General features: G+C 73.9%; 17 protein-coding genes. 11 read left to right on the top strand and 6 right to left on the bottom strand.

What is annotated here, in order from left to right; genetic code table 11:
* The first annotated feature begins 17 nt into the window (after nt 1-17).
* The 6 genes from MRBLMG1_RS03280 (at nt 18) to MRBLMG1_RS03255 (ending at nt 8,720) form a co-directional block, all read left to right on the top strand.
* Nucleotides 18-1,181 carry a sensor histidine kinase gene (locus tag MRBLMG1_RS03280; RefSeq protein ID WP_367820509.1) on the top strand — a complete coding sequence of 388 codons (1,164 nt, stop codon included), beginning with the start codon at nt 18-20 and terminating at the stop codon, nt 1,179-1,181.
* 156 nt (nt 1,182-1,337) lie between these two features.
* A complete protein-coding gene (gene pheS / locus MRBLMG1_RS03275; RefSeq protein WP_367820507.1) occupies nt 1,338-2,480 on the top strand; it encodes a phenylalanine--tRNA ligase subunit alpha in 1,143 nt (380 codons plus the stop codon).
* Nucleotides 2,480-5,008, top strand: coding sequence for a phenylalanine--tRNA ligase subunit beta (gene pheT / locus MRBLMG1_RS03270; RefSeq protein WP_367820505.1), 2,529 nt, complete (start codon nt 2,480-2,482; stop codon nt 5,006-5,008). The genes pheS and pheT overlap by 1 nt, the downstream gene beginning before the upstream one ends.
* Before the next feature lie 373 nt (nt 5,009-5,381).
* Nucleotides 5,382-6,449 (top strand): PP2C family protein-serine/threonine phosphatase, encoded by a 1,068-nt coding sequence (locus tag MRBLMG1_RS03265; protein WP_367820503.1) that lies wholly within the window; start codon nt 5,382-5,384, stop codon nt 6,447-6,449.
* 334 nt (nt 6,450-6,783) lie between these two features.
* Nucleotides 6,784-8,127 carry a transcriptional regulator gene (locus MRBLMG1_RS03260; protein WP_367820501.1) on the top strand — a complete coding sequence of 448 codons (1,344 nt, stop codon included), beginning with the start codon at nt 6,784-6,786 and terminating at the stop codon, nt 8,125-8,127.
* Between the two features lie 62 nt (nt 8,128-8,189).
* The gene (locus MRBLMG1_RS03255) at nt 8,190-8,720 is read left to right on the top strand and encodes an NUDIX hydrolase (RefSeq protein ID WP_367820499.1); all 531 of its coding nucleotides are present in this window, start codon (nt 8,190-8,192) and stop codon (nt 8,718-8,720) included.
* Between the two features lie 82 nt (nt 8,721-8,802).
* Here MRBLMG1_RS03255 and MRBLMG1_RS03250 read toward each other — a convergent pair whose 3' ends face one another.
* Complete coding sequence (locus MRBLMG1_RS03250) at nt 8,803-9,663, bottom strand: 3-hydroxybutyryl-CoA dehydrogenase (protein ID WP_367820497.1); 861 nt, start codon at nt 9,661-9,663, stop codon at nt 8,803-8,805.
* A 249-nt stretch (nt 9,664-9,912) separates the two neighbouring features.
* Between MRBLMG1_RS03250 and MRBLMG1_RS03245 the strand changes: the two genes are divergently transcribed.
* The gene (locus MRBLMG1_RS03245) at nt 9,913-11,142 is read left to right on the top strand and encodes a glycoside hydrolase family 10 protein (protein WP_367820686.1); all 1,230 of its coding nucleotides are present in this window, start codon (nt 9,913-9,915) and stop codon (nt 11,140-11,142) included.
* Nucleotides 11,143-11,146: 4 nt separating this feature from the next.
* Here the strand turns inward: MRBLMG1_RS03245 and MRBLMG1_RS03240 are convergent, their stop codons facing one another.
* Complete coding sequence (locus tag MRBLMG1_RS03240) at nt 11,147-11,350, bottom strand: DUF1918 domain-containing protein (RefSeq protein ID WP_367820684.1); 204 nt, start codon at nt 11,348-11,350, stop codon at nt 11,147-11,149.
* An 83-nt stretch (nt 11,351-11,433) separates the two neighbouring features.
* A complete protein-coding gene (locus MRBLMG1_RS03235; RefSeq protein WP_367820495.1) occupies nt 11,434-12,411 on the bottom strand; it encodes a DMT family transporter in 978 nt (325 codons plus the stop codon).
* Here MRBLMG1_RS03235 and MRBLMG1_RS03230 point away from each other — a divergent pair.
* The 4 genes from MRBLMG1_RS03230 (at nt 12,410) to MRBLMG1_RS03215 (ending at nt 16,274) form a co-directional block, all read left to right on the top strand.
* The gene (locus tag MRBLMG1_RS03230; RefSeq protein WP_367820493.1) at nt 12,410-13,846 is read left to right on the top strand and encodes a PLP-dependent aminotransferase family protein; all 1,437 of its coding nucleotides are present in this window, start codon (nt 12,410-12,412) and stop codon (nt 13,844-13,846) included. The two genes, MRBLMG1_RS03235 and MRBLMG1_RS03230, sit on opposite strands and share 2 nt — an antisense overlap.
* A 103-nt stretch (nt 13,847-13,949) precedes the next feature.
* On the top strand, nt 13,950-14,411 hold the full coding sequence (locus MRBLMG1_RS03225; protein WP_367820491.1) for a GNAT family N-acetyltransferase: 462 nt from the start codon (nt 13,950-13,952) through the stop codon (nt 14,409-14,411).
* 69 nt (nt 14,412-14,480) lie between these two features.
* Entirely contained in the window at nt 14,481-15,056 is a 576-nt protein-coding gene (locus MRBLMG1_RS03220) for a histidine phosphatase family protein (protein ID WP_367820489.1), read from the top strand.
* 54 nt (nt 15,057-15,110) lie between these two features.
* A complete protein-coding gene (locus tag MRBLMG1_RS03215; RefSeq protein ID WP_367820487.1) occupies nt 15,111-16,274 on the top strand; it encodes a methyltransferase in 1,164 nt (387 codons plus the stop codon).
* A 77-nt stretch (nt 16,275-16,351) separates the two neighbouring features.
* Here MRBLMG1_RS03215 and MRBLMG1_RS03210 read toward each other — a convergent pair whose 3' ends face one another.
* The 3 genes from MRBLMG1_RS03210 to MRBLMG1_RS03200 form a co-directional block, all read right to left on the bottom strand.
* Entirely contained in the window at nt 16,352-16,756 is a 405-nt protein-coding gene (locus MRBLMG1_RS03210; RefSeq protein WP_367820485.1) for a VOC family protein, read from the bottom strand.
* A 67-nt stretch (nt 16,757-16,823) separates the two neighbouring features.
* Nucleotides 16,824-17,927, bottom strand: coding sequence for a sigma factor-like helix-turn-helix DNA-binding protein (locus tag MRBLMG1_RS03205; RefSeq protein ID WP_367820483.1), 1,104 nt, complete (start codon nt 17,925-17,927; stop codon nt 16,824-16,826).
* A gap of 99 nt (nt 17,928-18,026) precedes the next feature.
* Nucleotides 18,027-19,382 carry a M48 family metalloprotease gene (locus MRBLMG1_RS03200; protein ID WP_367820481.1) on the bottom strand — a complete coding sequence of 452 codons (1,356 nt, stop codon included), beginning with the start codon at nt 19,380-19,382 and terminating at the stop codon, nt 18,027-18,029.
* Nucleotides 19,383-19,629 lie beyond the last annotated feature (247 nt).

The raw sequence follows: 19,629 nt of genomic DNA, 5'->3' as shown, positions 1-19,629 counted from the left end.
AGGGGTGGGGTACGGGGATGACGGTCGGCACGGACAGTCCCGCACAGGCACGGAGCGCCGCGCCGCACGCCCCGGAGCCGCCCGGCCCCGCACCGGACACGCCCGATCCCGCGGCGACCGCCGGTTTCGCCGGCCTCGACCCCGACGACCTGCCCGACGGTCTCGTCATCGCCGACGAGACCGGCCGGATCGTCTGCTTCAACGCCGCCGCCAGCCGCATCACCGCCGTCCCCCGCGGCCGGGCCCTCGGCCTGCCGCTGGACGAGGCGCTGCCCCTCGAAGACCTCAAGGGGCGCCGCTGGTGGGCGCTGACCGACCCGTACGACGGCCTCGCCATCCGCCGCGGCCAGCCCGAGCGCAACCTGCTGCTCCCCGGCGGCCGCGAGGTCCTCGTCTCCGCCCGGTACGTCCGGGAGCACCCCACCGGGCCGGTCCGCCGGGTCGTCGTCTCGCTCCGCGGCACCGACGCCCGGCGCCGCACCGAGCGCAGCCACGCCGAACTCATCGCCACCGTCGCCCACGAACTGCGCTCCCCGCTCACCTCGGTGAAGGGCTTCACCGCCACGCTCCTCGACAAGTGGGAGCGGTTCACCGACGAGCAGAAGCGCCTCATGCTGGAGACCGTCGACGCCGACGCCGGCCGCATCAAGCGGCTCATCGCCGAACTCCTCGACATCTCCAGGATCGACTCCGGCCGGCTCGAAGTGCGCCGCCAGCCCGTCGACCTCGCCGCCGCGATCGGCCGCCACATCCAGGTCCACACCACCGGCGGACAGCCCCCGGGCCGCTTCTTCGTCCGGATCAGGCCCCAGCTGCCCGCACTCTGGGCCGACCCCGACAAGATCGACCAGATCCTCGGCAACCTCCTCGAAAATGCGGTGCGCCACGGCGACGGAACCGTCACCATCGAGGTGGCACCCGCCACGGCGGGCGAGGACGGAGAAGAGGGGACGGAGGTCACCGTGAGCGACGAGGGACCCGGTATCCCCGAGGCGTCGATGAACCGCGTCTTCACCCGCTTCTGGCGGGGCAGCAAGCGCGGCGGCACCGGACTCGGCCTCTACATCGTCAAGGGCGTCGTCGAGGCCCACGGCGGCACCATCACCGTCGGACGCGGCCCCCGAGGCGGGGCCGAATTCCGATTTATCCTGCCCGTCGGCACCCCGGCCCACCTCCTCTGACGTCTCAGCAGGCGAGACCGTACGAGATCAGAGGCCGCCCGGGTCGCCCATGGGCTCATTCGCGTCCCCGCGCCCCGTTAGACTCGACCTTTGGCACGTTTGCGCCCTTGACGTCGAGCGGGGCCGCCCAGCCAGCCAACGGAAGCACGGGAAGAGATGTCCGCACCCAATAAGTCGTACGACCCGGTTGAGGTCGAGGCACTGAAACCGGAAGAGATCGAGCGCATGCGGGACGAGGCGCTCGCCGCCTTCGCCGCCGCGGGCGACCTCGACGCGCTCGCACAGGCGAAGACCGCGCACACCGGTGGCACCTCGCCGCTGGCGCTCGCCAACCGCGAGATCGGCGCCCTGCCCCCGCAGGCCAAGGCCGCCGCCGGAAAGGTCGTGGGCCAGGCCCGCGGCGCCGTCTCCAAGGCGCTCGCCGCCCGCCAGGCGGAGCTCGAGGCCGAGCGCGACGCCCGCGTCCTCGTCGAGGAGGCCGTCGACGTCACCCTGCCGTACGACCGCGTCCCGGCCGGCGCCCGCCACCCGCTGACCACGCTCATGGAGCGCGTCTCCGACGTCTTCGTCTCCATGGGGTACGAGGTCGCCGAGGGTCCCGAGGTCGAGGCGGAGTGGTTCAACTTCGACGCCCTCAACTTCGTACCGGACCACCCGGCGCGCCAGATGCAGGACACCTTCTTCGTCCAGGGAACCACCCCGGAGGGAACGGGCGTCACCACGGGCGACGAGTCCGGCGTCGTGCTGCGGACCCACACCTCGCCGGTCCAGGCCCGCACCCTCATCGACCGGGAACCCCCGGTCTACGTCGTGTGCCCCGGCCGCGTCTACCGGACCGACGAGCTCGACGCCACGCACACCCCGGTCTTCCACCAGATCGAGCTGCTCGCCGTCGACGAGGGCCTCACCATGGCCGACCTCAAGGGCACCCTCGACCACATGGTCCAGGCGCTCTTCGGCCCGGACATGAAGACCCGGCTCCGCCCGAACTTCTTCCCCTTCACCGAGCCGTCCGCCGAGATGGACATGCTCTGCTACGTCTGTCGCGGCGAGTCCGTCGGCAACCCGGAGCGTCCCTGCCGCACCTGCGGCAGCGAGGGCTGGATCGAGCTCGGCGGCTGCGGCATGGTCAACCCGAAGGTGCTCGTCGCCTGCGGTGTGGACCCCGACAAGTACAGCGGATTCGCCTTCGGGTTCGGCATCGAGCGGATGCTGATGTTCCGCCACAACGTGGAAGACATGCGAGACATGGTCGAGGGTGACGTCCGGTTCACCCGGCCGTTCGGGATGGAGATCTGATGCGGGTCCCGCTTTCTTGGCTGCGGGAGTACGTCGACCTGCCGGCGACGGAGACCGGCCGCGACGTCCAGGCCAAGCTCATTTCGGCAGGCCTCGAGGTCGAGGCCGTCGAGCAGCTCGGCGCCGGCCTGACCGGCCCGCTGGTGGTCGGCAAGGTCCTCACCATCGAGGAGCTGACGGAGTTCAAGAAGCCCATCCGCTTCTGCACCGTCGACGTCGGCCAGGCCAACGGCACCGGCGAGCCCCAGGAGATCATCTGCGGCGCGCGGAACTTCGCCGTCGGCGACAAGGTCGTCGTGGCCCTGCCCGGCGCCGTGCTCCCCGGTGACTTCCGGATCGCCGAGCGCAAGACCTACGGACGGGTCTCCCGGGGCATGATCTGCTCCGGCGACGAGCTCGGCATGGGCAGCGACGGCACGCACGGCATCATCGTGCTGCCCCCGGAGCACGAGGTCGGCATCGACGCCACCGTCCTCCTGGAGCTGTTCGACGAGGTCCTCGACATCGCCGTCACCCCGGACCGGGGCTACTGCCTGTCGATGCGCGGCGTCGCCCGCGAGGCCGCCACCGCCTACGGCCTGCCGCTGCGCGACCCGGCGCTGCTCGACGTGCCCGCGCCGAACTCGTACGGCTACCCGGTCCAGGTCGCCGACCCGATCGGCTGCGACCGCTTCACCGCGCGCACCGTCGTCGGTCTGGCGCCCGAGGCCCGCTCCCCGATCTGGCTGCAGCGCCGCCTCCAGAAGGCCGGCATGCGCCCGATCTCGCTCGCCGTCGACATCACCAACTACGTGATGCTGGAGCTCGGCCAGCCGCTGCACGCCTACGACCGCAGCCGGCTCGACGGCCCCATCGGGGTCCGCCGCGCCGAGGCCGGCGAGAAGATCACCACCCTCGACGGCACCGTGCGCGTCCTGGACGCCGCGGACCTGGTCATCACCGACAACCGCGGCCCGATCGGCATCGCCGGCGTCATGGGTGGCGCCCACACGGAGATCGCCGACCCGGAGACCGACCCCGAGACCGGTTTCGTCACCGGCACCTCCGAGGTCGTCATCGAGGCGGCGCACTTCGACGCCATCTCGATCGCGCGCACGGCCCGCCGTCACAAGCTGTCCTCCGAGGCGTCCAAGCGCTTCGAGCGCGGCGTCGACCCGCAGGCCGCCGCCGCTGCCGCGCAGCGCACCGTCGACCTGCTCGTGCTGCTCGCGGGCGGCACCGCCGAGGCCGGCGTCACGGAGATCAGCGCGCCGTCCGCGCCGCGCACGATCGCCATGCCGGCGAACCACCCGGACCGGGTCGCGGGCGTCGACTACGGCCGCGAGACCGTCGTCCGCCGCCTCCAGGAGGTCGGCTGCGACGTCTACGGCCAGGACGAGCTCGTCGTCACCGTGCCGTCGTGGCGCCCCGACCTCAACGAGCCGAACGACCTCGCCGAAGAGGTCATCCGTCTGGAGGGCTACGAGAACCTGCCCTCCACGCTGCCCAAGCCCCCGGCCGGCCGCGGACTCACCGAGCGGCAGCGCACCCACCGCCGCGTGGGCCGCGCCCTGGCCGGCGCCGGTTACGTCGAGGCGCTGAACTACCCGTTCATCGGCGAGCAGGCGCTCGACCACCTCGGCCTGGACGCGGACGACGCCCGCCGCCGTGTCGTCACCCTCGTCAACCCGCTCTCCGACGAGGAGCCCGCGCTCCGTACGACGCTGCTCCCGGGCCTGCTCGGCGCGCTCCGCCGCAACGACAGCCGCGGCAGCCACGACCTGGCGCTCTTCGAGACCGGTCTGGTCTTCCGGCTCGACGGGGAGCCGGGCGTCGCCGTCCGCCTGCCCGTCGACCGCCGCCCCACCGACGAGGAGATCGCCGTCGTCAACGCCGCGCTGCCCCGGCAGCCGCGTCGCGTCGCCGTCGTCCTCGCCGGTGCGCGCGAGCAGGCCGGCTGGTGGGGCAAGGGCCGTCCGTCCGACTGGGCGGACGCCGTCGAGGCCGGCCGGACCGTGGCCGCCGAGGCCGGTGTCGAGCTGATCATCAGCGCCGACCAGCACGCCCCGTGGCACCCGGGCCGCTGCGCCGCCTTCCACGTCGAGATCGACGGCGAGAAGGTCCTCGTCGGCCACGCCGGCGAGCTCCACCCGCGGGTGGTCAAGGCGTACGGTCTCCCGGCCCGCAGCTGCGCCATGGAGCTCGACCTGGACCTCCTGGAGCAGGCGAACGAGGGCCCCCTGCGGGCTCCCCGTATCTCCGCCTTCCCGGTCGCCACCCAGGACGTCGCCCTCGTCGTCGGCGCCGGCGTCCCCGCCGCCGACGTCGAGGCCGCGCTCCGCGAAGGCGCGGGTGAACTCCTCGAGTCCATCCGCCTCTTCGACGTCTACACCGGCGACCAGGTCGCCGAGGGCAGCAAGTCCCTGGCCTACGCCCTGAAGTTCCGCGCCACGGACCGCACCCTCACCGTCGACGAGGCCACCGCCGCCCGCGACGCGGCCGTCGCCCTGGCCTCCGACCGCACGGGAGCCGTCCTCCGCGGCGCCTGATCCGTACGGCACAGCGGCAACGAAGGGCCGCCCCGGGGATTCCCCGGGGCGGCCCTTCGCGCTCGTCACCCCTGCGGCTCGGGCGCGTTTCCGGACGGCGTTGCCGCACGGCAAGCGGGGCCGGTACGCGGAGGCCTTTCGGTACCGGAGGGCACTCGGCGTGACGGATTGGGCGAGCGGCAGCCGCCTGCCCGTGCGCGTGGCGGAGGCCTGGCGGAGGGCGGCGCGCCGGGGGTGCTCACTCCTTCGGGTGAGATGGTCGGGGGGTGTTCCCCGGTGCCCCGTACGGTCGGCAGAATCGACGCGGCCGCAGGGGCGGACCTGTGGGCCGCAGGGCCTTCGGGCGCTGTCGGGGGCTCGGGAAGGGCCGTGCATGATCCGTACCAGGTCGTTGCTCGCCGATGGCTCCCGGCTCCGCCGGCTGGCCCCGCTCGCTCTGCCCTCCGCGTGGGGTGCGGTGGCCGTGGCGTGGAAGTTCGGTTGTCCGCTGGCCCGGCAGCCGGGGCTGCCGATGAGGATCGCCACGAGCGTCGTGTTCCTCACCGTGGGCACCGGTCTGATGCTGGGGCTGCGCAGGGGCCTCGCGCGTGAGCTGGCGCGGGTGCGGGCCGTGGCGGCGGCGACGCAGCGGGTGCTGTTGCGCCCGCCGCCGGATCGCCTCGACGGACTGGCGCTGGCCGCGGGGCAGTTGTCGGCCACGCGGGGGGCGTGTGTCGGGGGTGATCTGTACGAGGCGGTGGCCACGCCGTACGGGGTGCGGATCGTCATCGGGGACGTGCGGGGCCACGGGCTCGCGGCGCTCGGCGCGGTGGTGGCCGTCCTCGGGAGCTTCCGCGAGGCCGCCCATGACGAGCCGGAACTCGGGGGCGTGCTGCGGCGCTTGGAGCGGGCGCTCGAACGGCACCTGAGGGAGCGGGCGCGGGACGAGCATCCGGCGCGGGCCGGGTCGGAGCCGCGCCACCCGGCGGCGGAGGAGTTCGTGACGCTGCTGCTCCTCGAGGTCCGGTCCGACGGGCGGCTGTCCGTGTTCAACTGCGGTCACCCGGGCCCTTACCGCCTCGGCCGACGGGTGGAGCGGCTTCCTGTGGGCGATCCGCTGCCGCCGCTCGGAGTGCTGCCGCTGCCCGCCGCCCTCGTGCCGTACGCGGCGCCCCGGCTGCGGCCCGGCGAGACGCTGGTCCTGTACACCGACGGCGCCGAGGAGGCCCGCGACCACCGGGGGCGGTTCTTCGGGCTGGAGTCCGCCCTGGCCGGGCCCGCCGGCGAGGCGCCCGCCGCCCTGGTCCGCCGGGTCCACGCGGCGCTCCTCGCCCACACGGGCGGCCGCCTGGCGGACGACGTCGCGCTGCTCGTCGTGCGCAACGACCGTGTCCGGGTACCGGCGCAGCCCGCCGAACCCGGGCTGCGCCGCTCCCGGCCCGCGCCCTCCTCGCACTGCTGAGCGGAGGCTGCGGGGCCGGCGCCGCCCGCCCCGCCACGGAGTGTCGGGCAGATCAGCGGGGCGGGCGACGCGGACCGGGCGGCCGCACTGTTGAGGGGGAGCCGGCGGCCCGGTCGTCGCCTTGCGGCGAGAAGCACAGTCAACCGGGGGCGGGGCGGGCGCGGCAGAGCACGCGGGCCGGCGGAACGAGTACTCCGTTCACACCCCGTGCGAAACCGGCCCGGGTGAAGTCGGCTCATACGAAAACAACCCGTACGCGGTTGACCCGTATGAATTCGGCCACCTGGGGGCCCGGCCGGCCCTAGGGTGTGTGCACCGAGTCACCGGAGGGGCCATGCAGCCCAACACCCTGCTCGACGCCCTGCTGGACGAGGCGGGCGTCTCCCACGCCGGCCTCGCCGCCCGGGTGAACCGGGCCGGCCGGGCCAGGGGTCTCGCCCTGCGCTACGAACACACCGCTGTGGCGCGCTGGTTGAAGGGCCAGCGGCCGCGCGGCCAGGTGCCGGACCTGCTCTGCGAGGTGCTGGCCGCGCGGCTGCACCGGCAGGTGACCCTCGACGACATCGGCCTCGGGGTGCCGGGCGGGCCGCCGCCGGCGCTGGGCGCTCCGCTCTCCGGGTTCGTGGAGCGGGCGCCGGCGCTGTGGCGTTCCGACGAGCAGCGGCGGCCGCACACGCTGGGGGCCCAGGCCGTGACCGGTACGCCCGCGGTGATGCCGGTGTGGGAGTGGGAGAACCCGCCGGAGGACGCGGACGTGTCACGCGTCGGACGGGGGGCGAGGGTCTCGGCGGCGGACATCTCCGTGCTGAGCGCGGCCCGTTCGCACTACGAGCAGATGTACCGCAGGGCCGGGGGCATCGCGACCCGGGCCCGGATCGTCGGCTTCCTCACCACGGAGACCGCCCCGCTGCTGCGGGGCGCGTACAGCGACCCCCTCGGCCGGCAGTTGCACCGGGCGACCGGGGGGCTGGTCGCGGTGGCCGGAATCTGTGCGTACGACGCGGACGCGCACGGTCTCGCGCAGCGTTACTTCCACCAGGCGCTGCGGCTCGCGAAGGCCAGCGGGGACCGGGGGTTGGGCGCCTATGTGATCGCGCTGCTCGTCAACCAGGCGCTGTTCATGGCGGAGTACCGGCAGGCGGTGGCGTTCGCCGAGGCGGCGCTGCGGGCCGCGGGGCGGCAGATCACGCCGGCGCTCGCCGCGGATCTGACGGCGATGCAGGCGAAGGCGTACGCGCACCTGGGTGACGGGACGGCGGCGCTGGCCTGCATCCGGCGGGCGGAGTCGGCGGCGGAGCGGATCAGCCCGGGGGAGGAGCCGGCCGAGACGGGGTACGTCCAGCCGGGTTTCGTCAACGTACAGGTCGCCGAGGCCCTGCTCCGTCTGGGGGACCTTCCGGCGGCCTTCGAGCACGCCTCGGCCGCGGTCGGGACGCCCTCCCACGACCGGGGCCGGGTGCACCGGCTCGCGATGCTGTGCCAGATCGAGCTGCGGCAGGGGGAGGCGGACGGGGCGGCGCGCACGGCGGTCGAGATGACGGAGCGGGCGCGGGGGATGGAGTCGCGGCGGCTGCGGGACCGGCTGCGCCAGGTGCGTGAGCACCTCCTCGCGAGCGGCGGGCACGACGCCCAGGAGGCGGCGGCGCTGATCGAAGGGGCTCTACGCGTTCCCCTGTGAGCCTTCAACTGCTGCGATATTGCCACCAAACGAGCACCGACCAGTCGGAAGGTGGCAAGAACGTGCAGTGGACGAAACTGAGCGAACGCTCTGTCTATGAGAATCGCTGGTTCCGGGTGAACCTCGCGGACGTCGAACTCCCGGACGGCCGCCACCTCGACCACTATCTGATCCGGCTCCGTCCGGTCGCCGTCGCGACCGCCGTCAACGACGCGGACGAAGTCCTGATGCTCTGGCGCCACCGCTTCATCACCGACAGCTGGGGCTGGGAGCTGGCCGCCGGCGTCGTCGAGGACGGCGAGGACATCGAGGCCGCCGCCGCCCGCGAGATGGAGGAGGAGACCGGCTGGCGGCCGGGGCCGCTGCGCCATCTCCTCACCGTCGAGCCCTCCAACGGCCTCAGCGACGCCCGCCACCACCTCTACTGGGCGGAGCGGGCCACCTACACCGGACCGCCCGAGGACGCGTTCGAGTCCTCGCTGCGGGCCTGGGTCCCGCTGAAACAGATACCCGACATGATCACGCGGGGCGAGATCCCGGCCGCCAACATGGCCGCCGGGCTGCTGATGCTCCACCACCTGCGCCTCGGCTGAGCCTCTCCGGGGACGCGGACAGAAAGCCGGACGGCCCGTACCTGTGCGGGTGTACGGGCCGTCCGGTGTTCGGGGGGAGCGGTCAGGAGTACGGGTAGAAGCCCGATCCCGTCTTGCGGCCGAGCCGGCCCGCGTCCACCATGCGCTGGAGCAGCGGGGGAGCGGCGTACAGCGGCTCCTTGAACTCGGCGTACATGGAGTCGGCGATCGACGCGATCGTGTCCAGGCCGATCAGGTCGGAGAGCTTCAGCGGGCCCATCGGGTGGGCGCAGCCGTACTCCATGCCGTTGTCGATGTCCTCGCGGCTCGCGATGCCCGACTCGAACATCCGGATCGCGGAGAGCAGGTACGGCACGAGGAGCGCGTTGACCACGAAGCCGGAGCGGTCCTGCGCGCGGATCGCGTGCTTGCCGAGCGCCTTCTCCGCGAAGGCCTGGGCGCGGCTGATCGTGCCCTCGGAGGTGGTGAGGGCCGGGATCAGCTCGACGAGCTTCTGCACCGGGGCCGGGTTGAAGAAGTGGATGCCGATGACCTGGTCGGGGCGGGAGGTCGCCACGGCCAGCTTCACCAGCGGGATGGAGGAGGTGTTCGAGGCCAGGATGGCGTCCGGCCGGGTCATGACCTGGTCGAGCACCTGGAAGATCTCGGTCTTGACCTGCTCGTTCTCCACGACCGCCTCGATGACGAGGTCGCGGTCGGCGAACTCGCCCAGGTCGGTGGTGAAGCTGAGGCGCGCCAGCGTCGCGTCCCGCTCCTCGTCGCTGATCTTGCCGCGTTCGGCGGCCTTCGCCAGCGAGTTGTAGAGCCGCGTGCGGCCGATCTCCAGCGCCTCGCCGGTGGTCTCGGCGACCTTCACCTCGAGCCCGCTCCGGGCACACACCTCCGCGATGCCCGCGCCCATCTGGCCGCAGCCCACCACTCCGACGCGCTCAATGTCGGCCATGGAGTCCGTCACCTCGTGCCTTTCGCTCTTCTCTGGCAGCGGGCCGCCGTGTGATTCCGGTGCGTCCGCCTCGACCCCCACGACGTTACCGCTCATTAACCGATGATCGATCGTCCGGGGCGGGCATGCTGTCCGGGTGCGTGTGACGTATCCGACAGAGGAGGGGTACAAGTGCCGCCTATCGGCAGAAGAGGGTTCGTCGCCGGGGCCACCGGGGCGGCGTTCGCCGTGACGGGAGCGACAGGGGCGATGCCGGCCGGAGCGACTCCGGCGGTCGGCGCCCCGTCGGCCGCGGCCGTCGCCCAGCCGGCGGACCTCACGCCGCCGGTACGGCGGAGAACGCGCCGGCGGCGCGCGTTCCGCGGCATGTGGCTGGCGACGGTCGCCAACCGCGACTGGCCCTCGCGCGCCGGGCTGTCGGCGGAGGCGCAGCGGGCCGAGCTCCTCGCCCATCTCGACGCGGCGGTCGCGTGCCGCCTCAACGTGGTCGTGCTCCAGGTCCGGCCGACCGCCGACGCGCTGTGGCCCTCGCCGTACGAGCCGTGGGCGCAGTGCCTCACCGGTACGCAGGGCCGCGACCCGGGGTGGGACCCGCTGGGCACGGCCGTCGACGAGGCCCATGCGCGGGGCCTCGAGCTGCACGCCTGGTTCAACCCGTACCGGGTGGCGAATCACACCGACCCGGCCCGGCTCGTCGCCGACCATCCGGCCCGGCTCCACCCGGAGTGGGTGCTGCCGTACGGCGGGAAGCTGTACTACAACCCGGGCCTGCCCGAGGTCAGGAGCTTCGTCCAGGACGCGATGCTGGACGCGGTGCGGCGGTACGACATCGACGCCGTGCACTGGGACGACTACTTCTACCCGTACCCGGTGGCCGGGCAGGTCTTCGCCGACGACGACGCGTACGCGCGGTACGGCGGCGACTTCCCCGACAAGGCGTCCTGGCGGCGGCACAACACCGATCTGCTGGTCTCCGGGATGTCCGGCCGGATCAAGGAGACCAAGCGGCACGTGGCCTTCGGGGTGAGCCCCTTCGGGGTCTGGCGCAACGCCGCCACCGACCCGGAGGGCTCGGACACCAGCGCCGGCGTCCAGACGTACGACGATCTGTACGCCGACACCCGGAAGTGGGTCCGGGAGGGCTGGCTGGACCACGTCGTACCGCAGCTGTACTGGCACATCGGCCTGCCCGCCGCCGACTACGCCAAGCTGCTGCCCTGGTGGGACGCGGTGGTACGGGGGACCGGCGTCGGCCTGTACATCGGCGAGGCGCTGTACAAGGCGGGCGATCCCGCCCAGCCCGCCGCGTGGCAGGACCCGCGGGAGCTCTCACGCCACCTCGCGCTCGCCGCCACGTATCCGGCGGTCGGCGGGCACGGCTTCTTCGCGGCGAAGGAGGTCACGACGGACCGGATCGGGGCGATGGCCGCCGTGGTGGCCGACCACTACCCGACCCGGGTCCGTCCGCCGAAGGCGTGAGAGGTCAGAGGGCCCCTTCCTGGGGGTGGTGGCGTACGACGGTGTCGGGGCCCGGCGACATCAGGGCCTCGTGACCGTCGTCGTCGAACTTCACGCGGTACGGGGGAGTGCCGTTCTCCCCCAGTACCTGAAGGACCTCGGCCGTACGGTCGTGGTGACCGACGGTCCGGCCGTGCATCAGCAGTTTGTCGCCCACGCTCGCCTGCATCGGGGTGACCTCCTCGCGACCGGGCTTGACCTGATTGGGGCGTATACCTGCCATTGTGGCCTGCTTCACCCCGATGCGTCATGTCAGCTCTTGGCCCGCTGGGTCACCGCGATGCAGACGAGGACCGCCACCGCGGCGACCGGGGCAGCCAGCGGCAGCGTCTCGCCGAGCAGGAAGACCGACCAGAACAGGGTGAGCAGCGGCTGCGCGAGCTGGAGCTGGCTGGCCTTCGGGATGCCGATCGACGCCATGCCCCGGTACCAGACGTAGAGGCCGAAGAAGGTGGAGCCGGCGGCGACCCACACCAGCCCGATGACGCCGTGGGCGTTCAGGTGGACGGGCTCGAAGGACAGCGCGACCGCGGAGGCCGCCACCATCAGCGGCAGGCAGAGGGCCAGGGCCCAGCCGATGACCTGCCAGCCCGGCATGAGCCGCGCGAGCCGTCCGCCCTCGGTGTAGCCGGCCGCGCAGACGAGGAGCGCGCCGAAGAGGTACAGGTCGCCCCGCGACACGGCCCCGCCGCTCTCCTTGAGCGTGAACGCGATCACCACCACCGCGCCGGACACGGCCGCGAACCAGAAGGTGCGGGACGGGTGCCGGCCGGTCCGCAGCGCGGCGAAGGTCGCCGTGGTGAGCGGGAGCAGGCCCACCACGACGGCGGCGTGCGAGGTGGTGGAGGTCTGCAGGGCCAGCGTCGTCAGGAGCGGGAAGCCGACGACGACACCGCCGGCGACCACGGCGAGGCCCGCCCAGTGGCGTCGGTCGGGCAGCGGCACCCGGCCGGTGAGCAGGAACGCGCCCGCGATGAGGGCGGCGAGGGTGGAGCGCACGGCCACCAGGGACCAGGGGCCGAAGCTCTCAAGACCCCAGACGGTCGACGGGAAGGTGAGCGAGAACGACACCACGCCGAGGACGGCGAGCAGGGTGCCGCGGGTGACCGGGTCGGCGCCGACCGGGGCGGACGCGGTCTCGGGCGTCGAGGTGATCGGGCCGGTGGCGGTCTGCTCGGTGGCGGAGACCGCTATCGTCGAGGAGGCAGTAGCGCTATCCTGTGTTCTCATGCATGAGCGTAGCAGTGTGGCGGAACTGGCGAAATCCCTGCGGGTGGAACTCAACCGCTACTCACCCGGTGGAAAACTGCCATCGAGTCGCGCACTCGTCGAGCGGTACCGGGTCTCCCCGGTGACCGTCACCCGGGCCCTCGCCCAGCTCGCCGCCGAAGGGCTCGTCGTCACCCGCCCGGGCGCCGGCGCCTTCCGTGCCGAGCCCCGCACCCCCACGCCCGTCACCGGCGACACCTCCTGGCAGGAGGTCGCGCTCAGCGCCGACACCGCCACCGAGCTCGTGCCCCGCGCCGTCGACGCGTCCGGCGTCCTCGTCACCCTCTCCGCGCCGCCGCCCGGCGTGATCGAGTTCAACGGCGGCTACCTCCACCCCTCCCTCCAGCCGCAGCAGGCCCTCGCCGCCGCCCTCGCCCGCGCGGGACGGCGCCCCGGCGCCTGGGGCAGGCCGCCCACCGACGGCCTGCCCGAACTGCGGGAGTGGTTCGCCCGTGAGATCGGCGGCAGCGTCACGGCGGCCGAGATCCTCATCACCGCCGGCGGCCAGTCCGCCATCACCACCGCACTGCGCGCCCTCGCCCCGCCCGGCACCCCCGTCCTCGTCGAGTCGCCCACCTACCCGGGCATGCTCGCCGTCGCCCGCGCCGCGGGACTCCGCCCCGTCCCCGTGCCCGCCGACGCCGACGGCGTCCGCCCCGAACTCCTCGAAGCCGCCTTCCGCGCCACCGGCGCCCGCGTGTTCGTGTGTCAGCCGCTCTTCCAGAACCCGACCGGGGCGGTCCTCGGGCCGGAGCGGCGCCGGGAGGTCGTCCGGATCGCCCGCGCCGCCGGAGCCTTCGTCGTCGAGGACGACTTCGCCCGCCGGCTCGTCCACGAGGACGCTCCGCCGCTGCCCGCCCCGCTCGCCGCCGAGGACCCCGACGGCGTCGTCGTCCACGTCTGCTCGCTCACCAAGGCCACCTCGCCCAGCCTGCGCGTCGGCGCCCTGGCCGCCCGCGGCCCCGTCCTGGAGCGCCTGCGCGCCATCCAGGTCGTCGACAGCTTCTTCGTGCCCAGGCCCCTCCAGGAGGCCGCCCTCGAACTCGTCGGCGCGCCCGCCTGGCACCGCCACCTCCGCGCCGTCTCCCAGGAGCTCAGGAGCCGCCGCACGGTGATGACCGGCGCGGTCGCCCAGGACCTGCCCGGCCTGGCACTGCCCCACGTCCCCTCCGGCGGCTACCACCTGTGGCTCCGCCTCCCCGACGCCCTGCCCGAGGCCTCCCTCCTCGCCGCCGCGCTGCGGGCCGGCGTCGCCGCCGCTCCCGGCCGCCCCTACTTCTGCGCCGAACCCCCCGCCGGGCACATCCGGCTGAGTTTCGCGGGTGTCGCGGGGCCCACCGAGATCGCGGAAGGGGTGCGCCGCCTGCGGACGGCGGTCGACGAGCTCACCGCGTGAGCGGCGGGCCCGGCCGGGCGGACGTCCCGGCCGGGCCCGGACCGGCCTTGGCCCGGGGCAAATTCACCTGACAACCCGCCGCCGTTCCTGGAAACCTGCGGCCATGAACCACAGCGCGCTCCCCGACACCCCCGCAGGTCCCCTCATGCACGGGGCGTACGAGATCTCAGCCGACCCCGCGCGGATCGACGCCGCCCTCGTCCACCACTGGCTCTCCACGGACGCCTACTGGGCCCTCGGCCGACCTCGGGAGAAGCAGGACAGCGCCATCGCGTCCTCGCTCAACCTCGGGGCCTACGACCGCGAGACCGGCGCGATGAGCGCCTACGCGCGCGTCGTCACCGACTACGCCACCTTCGCCTGGCTCTGCGACGTCTACGTCGACCGCCCGGCCCGCGGCACCGGTCTCGGCACCGCGCTCGTGGCCGCCGTCCGCGACCACCTGGCGCCGTACGGGCTGCGCCGCATCCTGCTCGCCACCGCCGACGCGCACGGCGTGTACGAGAAGGTCGGTTTCACGCCACTCCAGAATCCGGACAAGTGGATGGCTCTCGGGCAGCAGTGAGCCCTGCCCCCTCCCGTCCCGCGAATCGACCCCTTGACCTGCGGGGCCACCGGCCTCACGATCGCGGCCATGAGTCTTCGGGTGACGCTCGTCACGGCGGCACGCAGCTCCTCCCTGCTCGCCGAACGCTTCGACGACGACCGGCCGCTCGACGAGGCCGGCTGGTACGAGGTGCAGCAGGCCGCGCCCGCGCTCATCCCGCTCGGCTCCGCCGAGCTGCGCTACTGCTCCCCGACCCCGCGCAGCCGCGCCACCGGCACCGCCCTCGGTTACGCACCCCTCGCCCAGCCCGCGCTGCGTGACTGCGACATGGGCCGCTGGCGCGGCCTGACCCTCGCCGAGGTCGCAGCCCTGGAACCGGCCGCCGTCGACGCCTGGCTCACCGACGCCCGCACCGCCCCGCACGGCGGCGAACCGCTCCTCGCCTTCATCACCCGGATAGGGAACTGGCTCGACACCCGGCCCGCCGACGACGGCGCCATCGTCGCCGTCGCCGAACCCTCCGTCGTACGGGCCGCCCTCGTGTACGCCCTCAAGGCACCGCCCGCCACGTACTGGAACGTCGACGTCCGCCCCCTTTCCACCGTCACCCTCACCGGCCGCCCCGGCCTCTGGCACCTCCACCTCGACACGGCCTTGCGCTGAACAGACGAGCATCCGGCGAGCGGGGCGCGGGCGACCGGCTAGCCTGAGAGCACGATGAACCGTTTGACCACGTCATGGGGCGCCTTCACGCTGACCCGCTTTCCCGAGGACCCGCGCGACCAACTGCGCGCCTGGGACGCGTCCGACGAGTACCTCCTCGGCCGGCTGGCCGAGGACGGTACCGACCTGTCCGGCACCGTCGCCGTCCTCGGCGACCGCTGGGGAGCACTCGTCACCGCCTTGCAGGCCGCCGGTCCGGGCGAGCTCGTCCAGATCTCCGACTCGTACCTCGGCCGCCGTGCCACCGAGGCCAACCTGGCGCGCGCCGGGGCCGCCCCGGACGCCGTCCGCCTGCTTACCACGCAGGACCCGCCGCCCGCGCGGATCGACGTGCTCCTCGTCCGCGTCCCCAAGAGCCTCGCGCTCCTGGAGGACCAGCTGCACCGGCTCGCGCCCGCAGTGCACGAGGGCACCGTCGTCGTCGGCACCGGCATGGTCAAGGACATCCACACCTCCACCCTCAAGCTCTTCGAGCGGATCCTCGGCCCCACCCGCACCTCCCTCGCGGTGAAGAAGGCCCGGCTGATCCACACCACCCCCGACCCGGCCCTCACCCCGAGCCGGAACCCCTGGCCGTACCGGTACGACCTCCCGGCCGACACCCCCGCGCCCGGCCTGCCCGGGCTCACCGTCACCAACCACGCCGGCGTGTTCTGCGCCGACCGCCTCGACATCGGCACCCGCTTCCTCCTCGCCAACCTCCCCGGCGGCTTCGGCCGCGCCCGCGTCGCCGACCTCGGCTGCGGCAACGGCGTCGTCGGCCTCGCCATCGCCCTCCACGAACCCGAGGCGGAGCTGGTCTTCGCCGACGAGTCGTACCAGGCGGTCGCGTCGGCCGAGGAGAACTTCCGCACCCACGTGGGCGGTGGGCGCACGGCCGAGTTCCTCGTCGGCGACGGCCTCTCCGACCTGCCCGCCGGCTCCGTGGACCTCGTCCTCAACAACCCCCCGTTCCACACCCACCAGGCCACCACCGACCGCACCTCCCGCCGGATGTTCGCCGACGCCCGGCGCGCCCTCCGCCCCGGCGGCGAGCTGTGGGTCGTCGGCAACCGCCACCTCGGCTACCACGTCACCCTCCGCCGCATCTTCGGCAACAGCGAACTCGTCGCCAGCGACGCGAAGTTCGTCGTCCTGCGCGCCGTACGGCAGGCGTAGGAGCCGCCCCGGGCGGCCTGGGCCCGCTTCATGTCAGCGGGCCCGGGCCGGTCCGTGAAGAGCCGGGCCGGCCCGGCTCATCCGCCCCAGTTACGGGAGCACAGGACGAGCTGGTAGCCGTCCGGGTCGGCGATGGTGACGCCCCACTCGTCCCAGTACGGGTTGTGCGGGGTGACGCGGGTGCCGCCGGCGGCGAGGAGCCGCTCCACCTGCTCGTCCTCGACCGGCGCGCCGAGGTAGACGACGAACAGGTCGTCGACGGTCGGGGCCGGTTCCAGCGGGTTCCCGGGATCGCGGGTCAGCTCGAAGTGCCAGCTCCCGTCCGCGGGTCCGACCATCAGCAGTTCGTGCTTCCCCGGCTCGGGGTCGGTGCTCCGCCACTGCACCACGAGCCCCAGCCCGTCGACGTAGAACCGCTCGGCGGCGGCGATGTCCCGCGAAGGGCGAGCGACCCGGACACGGGTCTGTGCGTTGATCATCATGCCTTCAGGCTAGGGGGTGCCGCCGGCACGACGACCGGCCGGATCGAGCGGCTCCCCGGCCGACCCCTCACCAGTCGGGGAAGGCCAGGTCCAGGGCCCTGACCCGGTCCTCCCCGGCGGTCACCGAGAGCGTGGCGATGCGTTCCCGGCGGAAGGTGAACGTCAGCGCCGCGACCGGACGGCCCCCGACGAAGGCGACCGCGCCGACCGACCCGTCGACCAGTGCGGGCCGGGACGCGTCGGCGAACCGCGCGAAGGCCGCGGCGCCCTCGGCGACGGCGGGGGCGCCGTGCACCGGGCCCCGGTCGGAGTACGCCACGACGTCCGGATCGAGGACGGCCGCCAGCGCGCGGGCGTCACGCGCGCGTGCGGCCGCCAGGAACCGGTCCACCAGCGTCCGTTGCCGCCCGGGATCGTCGGCGCCCCGGACCGTCCCGACGCCCCGGACCCGCTCCCGCGCCCGTCGCGCCAGCCGCGTCACCTCCACCGGCGAGTCCCCGGTGATCCGCGCCGCCTCGGCCGGCGGCAGCCCGAAGAGGTCGTGCAGCACGTACGCGATCCGCTCCGCGGCCCCCAGCGACTCCAGTACGACGAGCAGGGCCAGCCACACGGACTCGACGCCTGTAGCGGACTCGGCGCCTGCCGCGGACGTGGCGGCCGAGTCGTCGGTGGGAGGTCTTCCGGACCGGGTGGGTCTCGCCGCTCCCGGCGCGCCCCGAGCGGGCTCCTCGCCCCCGGCGGGCCGGGCGCCCGTGGTGGCGTCCGTGTCCGTCGTATCCACCGAGACTCCCGTGGGGGTGTCCGTCTCCGCCATACCCGCCACGGCGCCCGTGGGGGTGCCCGTGTCCGTCGTGCCCACCGTGGCGCCCGTGGGGGTGTCCTCGTCCGTCGCGCCCGACCTGGCTCCGGAACCGTCCGCCGCACCCTGCCCGCGCCATGGTCCGGTCGCGGCCCGTTCCTGGAGGCCGCGCACGCAGGCCTGGCCGACGAGGGCCGTCAGCCAGGCTCGTACGGCGGCCCCTTCGTCACGGCCGAGGCCCGCCCGGGCCGCCGCGAGCATCTCCTCGGCTTCGGCCGGGGACCCCATCATCCGGAGGGCCACGCCCCGCAACTGGTGCTCGTGGGCGTCGAAACGGAGGTTCAGGGCGGTCAGAAACGTGTCGTCGGACATGGCGTCACACTCCTCGTAGGTTCCGTCACCCGGTTGACGCGGGTACCGGCCCGGATGTGACAGCGCCCGAAAGCGGGTTCGGCGCCGCGGAGCCAGGAGTCAGCCCCGGACGACCGCCCGGGCCACGCGCAGCGCCGGGTCGGCGAGTTCCGCCTCGACCTCCGCGGACCGTGCCGGGTCGAGCACGATCCGGGCCGCGGCCTCCTCGCCCCCGGTCAGCAGGCGGTGGCGCAGGTGGGTCGGGGGATGCGTGGAGTCCACCTGGTGGCCGCGCCGCTCCGCGACGCGACGCAGGCGCTCGTACTCGCACGCCGGGATCGAGGCGCCGTGGGCGGCGACGCGTTCCCACAACCCCGTGGCGGGATCCTCGCGGCGCACGCCGCCGATCCGGGTCCGCGCCGCGACGACCTCGCGCCGGAGCTCCCCCTCGACGCTGCCGGAGACGAGGAGACGGTCCATCAGGCCGGCCGCCGCCACCGTGCCCCCGGCGTGCGCGGCGGACGCGTCGGCGAGGTACTCGGCGCGCTGCGAGTCGCGGAGGGTGAGGTGCTCCAGGAGGACGAGCGCGCCTTCGACGAGCAGCCGGGGCGGAGCGGTCAGCAGGTTGACGAGGTCGTCCATCAGGTTGTCGGGCTCCTTCGGGGCCAGCGTGTAACGCCAGGTCGCCAGCGACTGGAAGGCGCTGCCGACGAGGAGGCCGCGGCGGGTGTCCCCGTGCGCGTAGTGGCCGAACTCGTGACCGAGGACGGCGATCCGCTCCTGCGGGGACAGGATCCGCCACAGGCCGAGACCGAGGCGGAGCACGCGGTGCTGCCGGATGCCGTAGGTGGTCACCGAGGCGTTGGCGTCCGCCCCGATCACCACCACCCGTACGCCGGTCGTGCCGACGTGCTCCGCGATCTCGTCGAGCAGCGCGAAGAGCCGAGGCGCGTCCTGCCGCCGCAGCACGGGCAGATCGCCCGACAGCCGCGCGAGCTTGGCGAACCGGGGCCGCAGTACGACGGCGAGCGCGATGAGCAGGCCCCCGAGCGCGGGCAGCAGGCCGTGGCCCCACCGGGCGACGAGCAGCCACAGTCCGCCCGCGAGCAGGGCGACCGTCACCCCGTGGACCGCAACGGCGAGAGCCGCCGCGAGCACGCCGTCCCTCCCGGACCGGCGCCGCGCGTCGCCCGCGCCCCGCCCCGGGAGCTCCGCGCCGTCCGACGCGCCCGCGTGGGCCGGGATCTCCGTCCCGCCCGAGAGCTCCGCGAAGAGCTGCTCCCCGTGCCGGTGCGCCAGGCTCCGCCGGAAGCGCTCCACGCGCCCGCGTGGCTCCTCGTGCCGCACCTCGGGGTCCACGTTCCAGTCGCAGGCGGCGCACCACGTGACGTACCGTCCGCCGCCCCTCACCCGCGTCCCGCACTCGGGGCAGTCCTGTTCCGCCGCCTGGTCGACCGCCTGTGCCGTCTCCGTCATCGTGCTCTGCCCCCCTCGGCGGACCGCTCGCGGTCCCACCCGTCCTGACTCGTTCTCGTACGTCGTGCACGTACGCGGTACGTGCACGAGCACGTGTACGTGTACGTGTGCGTCGTGCCTGCTCGTACAGGTGCGCCGTGCTCGTACGTCGTGCGTGCACGTGATTCTGGTCCTGCCCCCGCGCGCCCGTGCACGCGGGGAGCCGAAGAAGGGGCCGGCCCGACGCCACTGGCGTCGGGCCGGCCCC

Source organism: Streptomyces sp. LMG1-1-1.1 (assembly GCF_040815545.1).
GTDB lineage: Bacteria > Actinomycetota > Actinomycetes > Streptomycetales > Streptomycetaceae > Streptomyces.
Note: the sequence above shows the minus strand (reverse complement) of the source record. Positions and strands in the feature narration are given on the sequence as shown.

Bases quoted from the DNA above. Each gene is read 5' to 3' on its own strand.
- pheT (WP_367820505.1), top strand. From the start codon at position 2,480: ATGCGGGTCCCGCTTTCTTGGCTGCGGGAGTACGTCGACCTGCCGGCG.
- MRBLMG1_RS03215 (WP_367820487.1), top strand. From the start codon at position 15,111: ATGAACCGTTTGACCACGTCATGGGGCGCCTTCACGCTGACCCGCTTT.
- MRBLMG1_RS03240 (WP_367820684.1), bottom strand. From the start codon at position 11,350: ATGCAGGCGAGCGTGGGCGACAAACTGCTGATGCACGGCCGGACCGTC.
- MRBLMG1_RS03210 (WP_367820485.1), bottom strand. From the start codon at position 16,756: ATGATGATCAACGCACAGACCCGTGTCCGGGTCGCTCGCCCTTCGCGG.
- MRBLMG1_RS03200 (WP_367820481.1), bottom strand. From the start codon at position 19,382: ATGACGGAGACGGCACAGGCGGTCGACCAGGCGGCGGAACAGGACTGC.
- pheS (WP_367820507.1), top strand. From the start codon at position 1,338: ATGTCCGCACCCAATAAGTCGTACGACCCGGTTGAGGTCGAGGCACTG.
- MRBLMG1_RS03260 (WP_367820501.1), top strand. From the start codon at position 6,784: ATGCAGCCCAACACCCTGCTCGACGCCCTGCTGGACGAGGCGGGCGTC.
- MRBLMG1_RS03205 (WP_367820483.1), bottom strand. From the start codon at position 17,927: ATGTCCGACGACACGTTTCTGACCGCCCTGAACCTCCGTTTCGACGCC.
- MRBLMG1_RS03235 (WP_367820495.1), bottom strand. From the start codon at position 12,411: ATGAGAACACAGGATAGCGCTACTGCCTCCTCGACGATAGCGGTCTCC.
- MRBLMG1_RS03265 (WP_367820503.1), top strand. From the start codon at position 5,382: ATGATCCGTACCAGGTCGTTGCTCGCCGATGGCTCCCGGCTCCGCCGG.
- MRBLMG1_RS03280 (WP_367820509.1), top strand. From the start codon at position 18: ATGACGGTCGGCACGGACAGTCCCGCACAGGCACGGAGCGCCGCGCCG.
- MRBLMG1_RS03230 (WP_367820493.1), top strand. From the start codon at position 12,410: ATGCATGAGCGTAGCAGTGTGGCGGAACTGGCGAAATCCCTGCGGGTG.
- MRBLMG1_RS03225 (WP_367820491.1), top strand. From the start codon at position 13,950: ATGAACCACAGCGCGCTCCCCGACACCCCCGCAGGTCCCCTCATGCAC.
- MRBLMG1_RS03220 (WP_367820489.1), top strand. From the start codon at position 14,481: ATGAGTCTTCGGGTGACGCTCGTCACGGCGGCACGCAGCTCCTCCCTG.
- MRBLMG1_RS03245 (WP_367820686.1), top strand. From the start codon at position 9,913: ATGCCGGCCGGAGCGACTCCGGCGGTCGGCGCCCCGTCGGCCGCGGCC.
- MRBLMG1_RS03250 (WP_367820497.1), bottom strand. From the start codon at position 9,663: ATGGCCGACATTGAGCGCGTCGGAGTGGTGGGCTGCGGCCAGATGGGC.